A 13,419-nucleotide genomic window follows, 5' to 3' on the forward strand; every position below is an offset into this window, starting at 1 on the left:
AAGCCTTTCGGAAAGAAAGCTCCATCGAAAGCATATGCTTATCCCCGGATTTTTTCCTTTGAAGAAGGAAAGAATCTGGGATAACAGTGATCGGAAAGTTATTCTGTCATCGAAGTCGCATGTGTAACATTCTTTAGTTCACTTTGTATCATGCATAATTACTGCACTTATTTGGCTACAACATGTGCAATGACGCGGCCCTTTTCGTACGTGACAGTCACGTCATAACCTTCGGCAGTTACACTGTCGAATTCACCTGTAATTCCATTAGCCGTGATTAACGTAATATCTTTGGCACCTTCAATCTTATAGTTGGACAAGTCGAGTTTGAGACTTCCTCCATCAATATAGAGCTTTCTGCCAACATTCAGTTGACTGTTGTTGTCAGTCACTACCAATTCCAACGTACCGTTATCCATGGTAAAGTTTCTATCTAAGTTGAGTGCTCCGTCGACATCAACGACAACTGTTCCATTTTCTACATACAGATCACCTGTACCAAAAGCCGTTGCAGATTCAGCTACCAGCGTTCCTGCTTGCAGTAATGTTCCGCCAGTGTAGCTATTTTTCCCTGTCAATGTAAGGGTGCCTGTCCCCTTTTTCGTGAGCATTCCACTACCGGTGATATCATTTCTCCACCAATCTTCTGCATTGAAGCGCCCTTTGGAAGCGTCCATATCCACAGTTACATTGTTCAAGAATGCACCGTAGCCATCCGCAGCCGTGACCAGATCAATTCTACCCCAGCCCTTGGATTCATCCAGTACAGGATATCCAGAGTCAATGGATGTTGTATACAATACTTGTCTGCGTTGCTCATCTGTTAAATACGGTTGACGTGTTTCTAACAGGGCTTCTGCTCCTTGCGGTACAACTGGAGCCAAACCTTTGGTTCCGGTTTGTGGTAGACCGTAAGTCATCTTTTCTCTATAGAAGGCTTTATTGGCATCATGATCTTCCCATTTGTGTTCATCGTAAGCACTCTTGAACGTGTAATCCTCAGTTACGGTGTGTGCATACTCATACAGACTCATATTTTTTTCCTCGGCTGCAGCTCCAAATACTTCTCCTGCATTCTCATAACCTTTCTCTAACACATCTTTGTTCTCAGCCTTATTAAGTGCATATGCAGCCATGGCTGTGGATTGTATTCTTCCTCCGATAACATCAAGCGGTGAGTGCATCCCCGTTACGATTCGATTCTCGCCCAACTGAGCTGCTCTCGTTAACAATTCAGAGAATCGTTCTGGTGTAGCGTATGCCAAAGGAAATACGGATAAGTAAGCTGCACTGGTATGTCCGCTCGGAAATGCGCCATCTTTCCCTCTTCCATCCTCAGCGATTCGTTTGACATACGTTAACGCAGGAATAAGCTTAACGTTAGTTTCGTATTGCTGGTAATGTTTTTCTCCTGTTGATTTGGTGCCGCCTGAAGCCAAAGGTACTTCTTTTTTCTCACCTTCGCCCAAGGTTTCCCATACAGGCAGTCCTTTGCTGTCAACAACTTCTTTCACTTCTCCATTGGAATTCATTCTCCACGGTCTAGGGGAAGAGTAGAAATATTTAGAGGGATTAGATGAGGCAGGAATTTTGAATCGAACCAGATCAACTAAATGAACCAAGTCTGCAAGTTCCGTCTTTGCTTCCCAATCTCCAATGCCTTGGCTTTCATCTTCCACTGTTTCTTCGGTCAATACCACATTCATCTCGTCCACCGTTCGTTCAACGTTTGTCTTTGGCTTGATGATATCTACATACGTGTTAGCCAACGGACCAAAGCCCTCCATCACGCTATAGATCTTATCTCTTTGGTCATCATAATAGGCTGCCAATGTCTCTTCACCTGTGCGATTTTGCGTGACCTTTTCTACATATTTGATATTGCCTTCCCAAGTTGCTTTGTTTCGGATCTCTTCATTTGCATATGTTTTCTGATCAGCAACAGCTACGGTTGGATCATTCTTAAAGCCGTCATAATATGGAGTCGGTCCATCTCCATACTTTGCATTTTTCCCGTCAGCTCCAATTTTAGTTGCCGCTGTTCCATCTCTCCAATCCGCTAGGTTCATGGACCATACTTGATCAAAACCGTCCAAAATATCAATAAACGGATTGGTTTCCGCAATATTTTTCAAGGTGTCGTCTCCGGCATTGGCTCCGTGCTTCACGGCGGACAACCGAGCTTCATCTGCTGGGGGATTAACATTCAGCACAGTTGCCGTTCCCTTTGGCTTAGCTGGTTTGGCAGCTGTAGTAGCATCTGTTTCCACAGCCTTAACGAGCGCAGACACTGCTTCGGCACGAGTAATGGAATTAAGCGGTTTGAAGCTTCCATCTGCATAACCAGAGATAATTTTCGCTGCTGCCGCTCCACCTACAGCTCCCTTGCTCCACGCCGCTATAGACGATGAATCGCTAAATACATTCGCTGCTGTTTCATTTAACTCCAGATTCAAAATGCCAGCAATCACTTTAGCTGCTTCTTGACGGGTGATCGGATCTTGCGGCTTCATTGTGCCATCGGTGTATCCATCTATATATCCATTTGCATTTGCAATAGAAATTGCTTCGTAATACCATGCACTCTCAGACACATCGTTAAAGGTAATTTTAGCTTGTCCGGAATATCCAAAGGCACCGTTTACCAAATTCATAAATTCTGCTCTGGTAATATACATATTCGGTTTGAATGAATGATCCAGGTAACCTCGAATTAATCCTTCATCACCCCATGCTTGAATATTCGCTTCCGCCCAGTGTCCCTTAATATCAGAGAACTGAATCTTCTGATCGGCTGCAAAACTCTTCTCTGCAAATGTCGGACCTACCATAGACAACATTAGAAGTAATGCCAGTGACTTTTTAAGTGGTTTTCTCATGGCTTGCAAATACACGCTCCCGTTATGGTAAATTTTTTTTTGCTTCTGCATCTGCAAATGAGTAAGAAAGACTCTATACAGATGTCTGATCTGCCGTTACTGTAGCATTAGGGAGCGTTTCGCATCTATAGAACAAATTCCGTTTTATATCAAAATCGTACGTTCCGGAGCTTATATGCCAAGAAAAATGGAGTTAGATACTACATTTATCAATTAAAATACCTACTTTTGTAAACGCTTTATTAACTGAAAGTAAATTATGGAGTGGGAGTTTGTTAAATTTCGATCAACATGATTTCTAGTCCTCGGCCTGCTATATAATGATGAAGTTGTTTAGAAAAGAGACATGAAGGGGGAAAAAGAATGCTTAAGCCATTTCAATCTGTAAGATCCAAGATGGTTCTTTCCTACCTTGCTGTCGTTCTTGTCATTGCGCTTCTTTTCGGCTCCATTCTATACCTCTTCTTCTCCCATCAATACAGCAAAGAGATTCGAATCAATAATCAACTTTCGCTGAAAAGCACTGTCAATACTATTGAGAGCTCCGTTATCCAGAAGGTGAATCAGGTCTATCTGTCCCTGGCACTCGGTAACGCCGCAAGTATCGATTTAGATAGCTTAAAAGGAAACCATAGTAAAATCCTGGACATCGAACAGTCCCTCAAAAATATGGTGCAAAATTATTCCGATCTCATTGAAGCTATTCATGTGTACGATACGAAGAACCACTTCATCGTCTCCTCTGTATATGGGCTGTTGCTCTATGAGGACACGCCTTCGAGTGTGGATCATACGACGGATTGGATTACTGCGATGAAAGAGAATCCAGAAAGCTCCTTATGGATGAAGACTCGCATGGTGCCTCAGGATGTTTATATCGAATCACGGGAACAGGGCAAGATGAGTCCTCTAATTTCCTATGTCCATAGTTACCCGTTTCAATCGTCTGGACAAGACAGTAAGGCCATGATTGCGATTGATATCAAAGAATCAGCGATCAGTCAAATCATTAAAAATATGCTCCCTGCTGACTATGCAAATACATTAATCATCGATCAGGACGGAACCGTCATATCTGCCGCGGACAAAACGTTGATAGGCAACTCCACGGAGGAGAATCTGACGCAGTCGCTGCTCACCTTTCATTCTTCAGATGCGAGCTTCAAACCTGTATTTAACTATGACTCTCATGTCGTTACCCAAGATCAATTTAAAGGAAATGCATGGAGAATCTACACAACCACACCTAATGAAAGCTTCTATTATAAATTGGATAGCTTGAAGGAGATTTCGGTTCTTCTCGGTTTATTGGCTGTTGCGGTTGGAATAGCGATGTCGTCCATCTTTACCAGGGCCAACTATAGTCCTCTTAAACGAATCATGAATAACATCAAGAGCCGGATGGATAGCCCAACCAGCTTAAAGCAGGACGAATATCGTTTCATCGATACGACGTTTAACAGTCTGTCCAATAAAGTTGATAGTCTTGAAGAAACCTTACAGGCCAATCACAGAATGATTAAGCATAGTATCATGCTCAATATGTTAAATAACCGATTTACACCCGAGGAACTTACGGAACAGCTCCAGTCTATTCACATTTCAATGGCCTACTCTCGCTTCCGTTGCATCGTCATTGACCCTGTTAATGAGAAGTGGAAGGATCTGCAGCCACGACAGTTGCAGCATACGTTGTATACGATGATCCAGCAACTGGAGATCGCAGAAATGGATGGAACTCAACTGCTGGCAGAGGAATTGCAGGATCACAAAATAGCAGTAATCATCTGTACCAACCAACCCGAAGAACCGCTCTCTGATCACATTGTAGACTTTATTCACGCTGAGGCGAGCAGCAGATTTGGTCTGGAATTTGTACTATCGTTAGGCGGATGGGTAGAACACTTCACGAAGATTCACACAAGCTATCATCAGGCGAATACCCTGATTCGATACAGCTACTTCTTTCCCGAGCAGTCTGCCATTCAGGATCTTGATCTTCTGAACAGAGAAGTCAGCAGTTTGGAAATTCCGGAGTCATACCTCGTAAACTTTGAAAAGAAATTGCAGGCTCGGGATGTGCACGGCACAGTTCAGGCCATTCAGGAATTGGTCGCTACAATAAAAGAAGGCCCCTATTCAGCCGAATACAGTCGGATCATCTTATTAAAAACGTTATCTATTTACGCTGAGTGTATTAATCAGGTGCGCCTGCAACCCACCGAGGCGAGTTCATTGAATATGTACAAGCAATTTTCATTGTTCTACAATATCAACCGCTATTCAGAATGGATGATTCATCTTGTGACCGAATTTGTGATGCAGATGGAGAAGCGAAGTGAGGTACGAAGTGTGGATACCATCTCGGCTGTCAAAGCCTATATTCACGAGCACTTATCAGGCGATCTCACGCTGGATCATGTCTCAGAGCGAGTATTCATCAGCCCTAAATATCTCAGTAAACTTTTCAAGGAAGAAACCGGGATTGTTTATTCCGAATATGTTACGAATCAGAGAATGGAACGCGCACGGGAACTCATGACACAGCGTGAAATCACAGTTGAGCAGGTCGCAAGTACTGTCGGTTACCGAACCCCTGCTTATTTCATTAAGAAGTTCAAAGAAATCCACGGCTGTACGCCAAAAAACTTCATGCGCAATCTAATGGAGCAGGGATCTATATAGGGTCAATTTAACATTTACACAAAAACGGAGAGGACAGAAAGAACCTGAAGAAGCGAAGCGTTCGCCTAAAAGCTTTCTGAAAGAAAGCTACTTCGGAAGCATACGCTATTCCCGGATTTCTTCCTTTAGAGAAGGAATCAAAAGAAATCTGGGAATAACAGCGATCGGAAGGTTGTTCTGTCATCGGAGTGTCCGTGTAAATATTCTTTGATTAAACCTATATAGAATTTGAAATCAGGAAAGGAACTGCTATGAACATCAACCTTTCAAGAAAGTTATGTCTATATTCCGCAATGCTCCTCCTTATCGTATTTACAAGTGGGTGTACCTTTTTAGGAAGAGAAACAGCACAAGTGCAACAGCAAGACCATCTAGCAAGCGCTGAGAAGGATACAGCACCGCAGTATACGATATCCTGGACCATGCATCAAAATATCCCTGTTCCTGAAGACGCCGAGATGATTACCTATATTGAGGATCGGTTTGATGTCGATCTGGAGGTGTGGAATCTTGAGAACAAGCGATACGAGGAACTGCTGGACCTGGAGCTTGCTCAAGGGAAAATACCCGATCTGTTCCGGATCAGACAACCGCATGATCTGCTTAAGTATCAAATGCAAGGGGTCTTAGCGGAAATTCCCCCGGAAGTTCTTGAACAATATGCGCCAAATATCGTACAGCGAATTCGCGATTATGATTCACGTTATTTAGAGTATGGAAAAATAAACGGTGGCTTATATGGAATTCCGGCTATTAATCAGACCAACATCTATCGAACCCCTGTTGTATACCGAGAGGACTGGCTTAAGCAGCTTGGTCTGGAGGTGCCAAAGACATTAGATGAATTTGAAACGGTTATGTATGCTTTTGCCAAAGATGATCCGGACGGGAATGGTAAACAAGATACGTATGGCCTATCCAGAGAGGGCTTAAATGTCGTGTTTGGCGCTTTTGGACAGTCCGTTTTCACCGAGCAACTGTATTTTAATGAAAAAAACAACCAACTCGTGATCGGTGCTTTGCAGCCTGAGATGAAAAAAGCCCTGACTTATATGCAAAAGTGGTATCGGGACGGGATTATCGACCCTGAGTTCATAACCGGCGAAAATAAAGGCGGCTATAAACATCTATCCCATGCTTTTATTAATGGAAAAATTGGGATGACCTCGATGGGCAACTATTATCATTGGAATCAAGAGGGAGACTACAGTGTCCTTAATGAAAATGGCCAAGAAACTCCAGTGGGGGCCTCGTTCAATGTTAATGAGCTGTTACAGAAGAACGCAACTGCAGAGGTTGTATTTGGTTCTCCTGTTATTGGTCCTGATGGACATAGCGGTTCAAAAGGGAACAATCTGCTGATGAATATTATTGCTATAGGTGCTGAGGCTGCGAAGGAGCCGGGAAAACTGGAGAAAATTTTGGAGATACTCGATTATGTAAGTGCCAACCCCGATCCCGAGGAGCAGATCAAAATGGAGTATGGCCTTCCAGGAAAACACTGGAATTGGAGCGCTGAAGATTCAAACTCGTTCCATTTACTTTACCCATACAACAGAATGGAGAATTATATTAATATGATCGGCTCAAGTATCGGCATGACGGTTCCAGGTACACCCTCGGATAAACGTGAACAGTGGGCTGCATCTGCAGGGTTGACGGAGAATGGTATCTATAATCGCCTGGAGGTTGCAACCCCTGCCCTGATTCAATATTCATCTGAATTGATTCGCATGAGAGACAGAGCGTACATATCCATCATCACTGGCGATCAGCCTGTGGGGTATTTCGATACCTTTGTGGAAGAATTCATGGATGCAGGTGGGCAACAGGTACTGCTTGAAGCGAATCATTGGTATACGGAGCATATGGAGACAAGTCGTGCACAATAGATAGGAAGATCTGGAACATGCATTTCCCATGAGTTTCTGGAAAGTATACATTTGTGTTCCTATGCACCAATCCTAGATTCCTGACGCCACGTCACTCTCTATCCCTTCGCACTCGCATTTGATCCGCGTAGTGAACGGGCTGAACTGCTTCGTGCCGTGCTTCCAGATTTGGAGGCGCTGCCTGAGGGCGTGTTTTCAAAACGCTTACGTTCGGTCCGCTCCATCTGCACAATCTGACCTTCGTGCACCACGATATGCAATGAACCAAACTCCATGTCATTCAGCTGTCCGGCAATTCGGTCCAACCATACCTCATCCACTTTTAACGGCTTAGCCATAGAGCCGCCTCCTCTTCTCGGGCTACTGCCCGCCATATTCCTAAGTGCGCTGTCATCCAACGGATTTATAAATCATTCTTATCCAACCTATATACTTGGTTTATACATTAGCAGGGCTTCCAGTAGCTGTCAATCTGTATTTTCTTCTTCTCATAATCACTTTTCTGAAACGGCTTTGTGTCCAAGCCAGCTCTTGAGCAGCAACGTGGCAAGAGCCAGAATCAGGAGCAGGGAAGCTACGGCAAATGAAGCCGAGAATTGATATTCGTTATACAAAATCTCGACATGAAGTGGTAACGTATTGGTCTCCCCGCGGATATGCCCGGACACCACAGATACGGCTCCGAACTCGCCCATAGCGCGGGCATTACACAGAATAATACCGTACAGCAGTCCCCATTTGATGTTGGGCAAGGTTACACTCCAGAAGATTCGCCACCCGGAAGCACCTAGCGTAACCGCCGCTTCCTCTTCCCGGGTTCCCTGGTCCTCCATTAGTGGAATCAACTCCCTCGCTACGAACGGGAAGGTAATAAACAGCGTTGCAATGACAATGCCTGGCAGCGCAAAAATGATTTTGATATCATGCTCGGACAACCACGGCCCTAACCACCCATTCGAACCAAAGACCAATACAAAGATCAACCCGCCCACCACAGGCGAAATTGAAAAAGGAAGATCAATCAGGGTGATCATAAGTCCCTTGCCCTTGAACTGGAATTTGGTAATGACCCATGCAGCGGCCACACCAAATATCGTATTCAGCGGTACGGTAATCGCCGCAACTAATAACGTGAGTTTCAGTGCAGACATGGCATCCGGCTCGGTAAGAGCCGCGATGTACACACCCCAGCCCTGCTTCAACGCCTCCATGAGCACAATGGCCAGTGGCAAAATAAGCAGCCATATGAGTACCAGGCTTGCCAGTCCAATCAACAACCATTTGACCCAGGGAGCTTCCGTTGTTGCACGGTTAGTTCCACGGCTGGTCTTAACGGGTGGAACAGGACTCAGTGGAACAGAACCCGCCATATGCTGCACCTCCTTTGGTTTGGGTGAGTGACGTCTTTTAATATCCTTATTCCACCATGCTTCATTGTCATGCTCTGCCCGCCTTCCGGCTCCAACGTTGCAAGGAATTAATGATCAGTAGCAGAATGAAAGAAACCAGAAGTAGCAGCAAAGCCACAGCTGTAGCGCCTGCATAATCGAACTGCTCCAGCTTGGCCATGATCAGCAAGGGAGCAATCTCCGTTTTCATCGGCATATTGCCTGAGATAAATACAACCGAGCCATATTCGCCAATGCCCCGGGCAAAAGCCAGAGCAAAACCCGTCAGCAACGGTGGAATCAGATCTGGCAACAGAATCGTGCGGAATATCCGCCATCTTCCTGCCCCCAGTGTGGCAGCCGCCTCTTCCACCTCAGCTTCCAGCTCCTCCAGCACCGGTTGCACCGTGCGAACTACAAACGGAATTCCAATAAACATCAGCGCCAGCGTAATCCCGGCCTGTGAATAGGCGAGCTTGATGCCCAAAGGCTCTACAAACTGCCCAATCCAGCCATTGCCGGCATAGATCGCCGTAAGAGCAACCCCTGCTACCGCTGTCGGCAAGGCAAAAGGCAGATCAATGACCGCATCAAACAGCCTTTTGCCAGGGAATTCATACCGAACAAGCACCCATGCCAGGAGTAACCCCAGCACGAGATCAATCAGCGCCGCTGCACCTGCGGTCAGGAAGCTGACCTGGAAGGAAGCCAGCACCCTGGGATTGGTCGCAACCTCAATCATGGTTGCCCACGTCAGCCCTGTGGAGTTAAACAACAGCGCAGCCAGTGGAATAAGTACAACCAGGCTCAGGTAGAACACACTGTAACCCATCGTTAATCCAAATCCCGGCAATGTGCGTCTCCGCGCCACCATCACCTTGCTCATGCACGTTCATCCTCTCTGCCTTCAGCCGGTAAGGCTGGTTGGCCGCTCACAGCGCGATTGATCAGGTGTTCATTGAACAGAGCAACCTTAGCTACCTGGAACATAGATCTGGTCGAAGATACCACCGTCATTAAAATGTTTGGCCTGAGTATCCCGCCATGTGCCAAATACATCTTTCAACGTGAACAGCTCAAGTGCCGGGAACTGATCTTTGAATTTTTCCTCCACGCTGTCCAGCGTTGGGCGGTAATAATTTTCAGCAGCAATCGTCTGTCCTTCTTCACTGTACAAATATTTCAGATAGGCATCCGCCACGTCGCGGCTTCCTTTTTTGTCTGCATTTTTGTCCACAATCGCAACGGGCGGCTCTGCCAAGATACTAACCGAAGGCACGACAATGTCGAATTTGTCCGGACCCAACTCTTTTACCGATAGGAAAGCTTCATTTTCCCAAGCAAGTAGCACATCACCGATACCACGTTCAACAAACGTTGTCGTAGAACCGCGAGCACCCGAATCCAGCACAGGCGCATGTTTGAACAATTCTCCAACGAAAGCCTTCGCCTTCTCTTCATCATTGTTATTATGCTTAAGGGCATATCCCCATGCCGCCAAGTAATTCCAACGCGCCCCGCCGGACGTTTTAGGATTCGGGGTGATGACTTGCGTATCCCCTTTGATCAGATCATCCCAGTCCTTGATGCCTTTTGGATTGCCCTTACGCACAAGGAATACAATCGTAGAGGTATACGGAGAGCTGTTATGCTCGTATTTATCCTGCCAGCCTTCATTAATCAGACCTTTATCTTCAATCGCATCAATATCGTATCCCAATGCCAGCGTCACCACGTCTGCATCCAGTCCGTCAATAACAGAACGACTCTGTTTGCCCGATCCCCCATGGGATTGCTTGATGGTTACTTCCTGGCCCTTCTCTTTCAACCAATGCGCCGCAAACGCTTTGTTATATTGTTCATAGAGTTCCCGCGTTGGATCGTAAGAAACATTCAGCAGTTCAATGGCCTTGGCCCCTTCTGTGCCGCCTTCCGCTCCCCCCGATGTTCCTGCTGCACTGGACCCGCCGCTATCCGATCCGCATGCTGCCAGAACTCCTGTTAATACCAGTGCCAGACCAACCAAAATACCCTTGTGAATTCTCTTTTTCATAAATAACACTCCCCCGATATAGATCTGCATGACTACCTCAGGCCGGCTGAACAGGATCAAACGCCCCGTAAAAAACAAGAAGACGGAGGAACCCCCGCGCACTTCTCCCCATAAAGTCATGCCGGCTTAAGGCCGTGCATGCTCCATCTGGAAAGGATGCGCTGCGGTGTTCCTCCGTCTATACGGTGAGAACGTTATTCTGTTCAGGTTGCATGGTTGCATCTGTCTGTAAAATGACTGTTTTCACAATGAAAACAAATTCATTTTTATTATTCCTACCTGTTTAGTAAGTTATATACGTATAATAAAGGCAGTCTATATACCTGTCAAACGTTTTTTCCGATTTTTACCGTATTTCTGGGCTATTGGTAAAAAAAAGAGGAACAACGAACCAGCGTCCGTTGCTCCCTTCAGCGAATCCCATACTTCGCTGGCTTTTGAAAACATGAACGGAATTGGACAGCCACATCTTGTCCACTCCTCATCTGCCTGCATACCGGATATTGGGTACCGGTGGTGTGCTCATGCCTTCTCCCAGATAAAAACCGGTGTGTGGCGGTTGATTGTAGGCTACATTTTGCCAAGCTACGCCAAGACGGTACACTGGATCATGCATCAGCGTATAGATGCGTTTGTCCGTAACTGCTGTTGTGGTATAGATCCGCAGTGCTGAACTGTCATTCGTCCGCCATACCACTTCCTCTCTCCAGTCCCCGAACAGATCGGCCTGCAGATTCGGCGTAGACTTGGTTCCGTTATTGGAAGATACGCCGGAAGCGGTGAGCAGGTTCATCGTTGTGCTGTTAGCATAGTTCCACTTATCGATTCGGTTGCTATCCAGCAGTTCACGGAGCAGATCCCCATCCCACCAGATACCAAAATTCGTGGAGGACGGCAGGGTTGTCCCGAGTTTCTGCCCTTTGGCTGTATACAGACTGCCGTCTGCCCATACTTCAGCGCCTTTATATCTTGGATCAATATCTGCCGCCATGCCGCGTCCAATATCCTTCGTTGTTTTGACTCCCCAGATTAACTGGCCTGTACCTGCATCCCGGAACTCCACTCCAGCATTGGATGGTGTCTCATGGACCTGAAATACCTCAAGTCCAGGGCGGTCCGGGTCGAGGTCACTCAAATGCATGGCATCGCCATGATGAAGTCCTGTTGTGTACAATCCTTTGCCGTTATCATCCACCGCCATGGCACCATAGACGATCTCGTCTTTCCCATCCCCATCTACGTCCGCCACACTCAGATTATGATTCCCCTGCCCGGCATAACCTGAATTGCCGGAGGTATTGGAATCAAACGTCCATTGTTTGGTCAGCTGTCCATTCCGCCAGTTATAAGCCACGAGCACTGTGCGGGTGTAGTACCCACGCGCCATGACCAGACTTGGGCGCTCTCCATCCAGATAAGCAATGGCGGCAAGGAATCGGTCCACCCGATTGCCGTAGTTATCCCCCCAACTGGATACATTGCCACGCGCCGGTTCGTAGTTCACCGTGGAGAGCGCTTTGCCAGTCTGCCCATTGAAAACCGTCAGGAATTCGGGACCAGACAACACATAACCGCTAGAATTACGGTAATCCTTGCTTGCATCCCCGATGACCACGCCAGTGCCATCCTTGGTGCCATCGGCTGTTTTCATCGCAACCTCGGCTTTGCCATCACCGTCGAGATCATACACCATGAACTGGGTGTAGTGAGCGCCGGCACGGATATTTTTGCCCAGACTAATACGCCAGAGGCGTGTTCCGTTTAATTTGTAGGCATCGATAAACACTTCCCCGGTATAACCACTCTGGGAGTTATCCTTGGCGTTGGAAGGGTCCCACTTCACAATCAATTCATACTCACCATCACCATCCAGGTCACCTGCACTGGCATCATTGGCACTGTAAGTGTAGGCTACTCCATCGGGCGTTGTCCCACCTGCGGGTACACTGAGCGGTACAGATAGATAGTTATTGCCCCACACGCTTGCTGCCGCTGAAGCAGCCTGCTCCGTTCCACTGACGACAGCGCGAACCGTATATTTGGAACTGCTTGTCCCGCTTGCATCCTGAAGGTTGGTGCTGTTTGTTATGGGCGTAGCGTTCACCTTGGTTCCATCCCGATAGACGTTAAACGATACATTCGATCCTTCCGTTCCCAGAAGCCGCCAACTGACAAACACACCTGCCCCGGTCTTCACAGCCACCACACCGCGATCCAGATATTCCATCTGCCGTGCTCCCGCTGCATGTGTTACCGGCGTGTTACCAAGGCCAAGCGAAGTAACCAGTAACGCGGAACTTAGCAGTGATACTCCGGCTGTACGTAATGTGCGCTTCCACAATGATGATCGATTCCCCATAAACAACTGCCTCCCCAATTGGTTTGGTAAGCCCGATGCCCTTGTAGCGCCATCTTTTTATGTAAGCGCTTTAATATATTCATTTTAAATTAAACATATAATTCCATCTATAGGTCTAATTTAGTAATTGGATGGTGGTACATGAAAAAAGCCAGAGGATTTC

The 13,419-nt window shown here is 46.5% G+C and carries 8 protein-coding genes; 2 read left to right on the forward strand and 6 right to left on the reverse strand.

The annotated features are described in order from the left end of the window. Nucleotides 1-167: 167 nt before the first annotated feature. A complete protein-coding gene (locus tag MHB71_RS22535) occupies nt 168-2,879 on the reverse strand; it encodes an S-layer homology domain-containing protein (RefSeq protein ID WP_340030214.1) in 2,712 nt (903 codons plus the stop codon). A 363-nt stretch (nt 2,880-3,242) separates the two neighbouring features. Here MHB71_RS22535 and MHB71_RS22540 point away from each other — a divergent pair, with 363 nt between their 5' ends. Continuing rightward, complete coding sequence (locus MHB71_RS22540; RefSeq protein WP_340027762.1) at nt 3,243-5,564, forward strand: helix-turn-helix domain-containing protein; 2,322 nt, start codon at nt 3,243-3,245, stop codon at nt 5,562-5,564. Nucleotides 5,565-5,815: 251 nt separating this feature from the next. Continuing rightward, on the forward strand, nt 5,816-7,456 hold the full coding sequence (locus MHB71_RS22545) for an extracellular solute-binding protein (RefSeq protein WP_340027763.1): 1,641 nt from the start codon (nt 5,816-5,818) through the stop codon (nt 7,454-7,456). A 98-nt stretch (nt 7,457-7,554) separates the two neighbouring features. On the opposite strand, the gene MHB71_RS22550 is transcribed toward MHB71_RS22545, so the two are convergent. The 5 genes from MHB71_RS22550 to MHB71_RS22570 all read right to left on the reverse strand — a co-directional run bounded on the left by MHB71_RS22550 (nt 7,555) and on the right by MHB71_RS22570 (nt 13,256). Continuing rightward, a complete protein-coding gene (locus MHB71_RS22550) occupies nt 7,555-7,794 on the reverse strand; it encodes a YezD family protein (RefSeq protein ID WP_036607453.1) in 240 nt (79 codons plus the stop codon). A 156-nt stretch (nt 7,795-7,950) separates the two neighbouring features. Next, nucleotides 7,951-8,826, reverse strand: a complete 876-nt coding sequence (gene cysW, locus MHB71_RS22555) for a sulfate ABC transporter permease subunit CysW (RefSeq protein ID WP_192135517.1) — start codon at nt 8,824-8,826, stop codon at nt 7,951-7,953. Nucleotides 8,827-8,893: 67 nt separating this feature from the next. After that, nucleotides 8,894-9,730, reverse strand: coding sequence for a sulfate ABC transporter permease subunit CysT (gene cysT, locus MHB71_RS22560; RefSeq protein WP_017690928.1), 837 nt, complete (start codon nt 9,728-9,730; stop codon nt 8,894-8,896). Between the two features lie 87 nt (nt 9,731-9,817). Continuing rightward, nucleotides 9,818-10,897 carry a sulfate ABC transporter substrate-binding protein gene (locus MHB71_RS22565; RefSeq protein ID WP_340027764.1) on the reverse strand — a complete coding sequence of 360 codons (1,080 nt, stop codon included), beginning with the start codon at nt 10,895-10,897 and terminating at the stop codon, nt 9,818-9,820. Between the two features lie 481 nt (nt 10,898-11,378). Next, nucleotides 11,379-13,256 carry a rhamnogalacturonan lyase gene (locus tag MHB71_RS22570; RefSeq protein ID WP_340027765.1) on the reverse strand — a complete coding sequence of 626 codons (1,878 nt, stop codon included), beginning with the start codon at nt 13,254-13,256 and terminating at the stop codon, nt 11,379-11,381. Between the last annotated feature and the right edge of the window lie 163 nt (nt 13,257-13,419).

It is taken from the genome of Paenibacillus sp. FSL H7-0940 (assembly GCF_037979415.1).
GTDB lineage: Bacteria > Bacillota > Bacilli > Paenibacillales > Paenibacillaceae > Paenibacillus > Paenibacillus amylolyticus.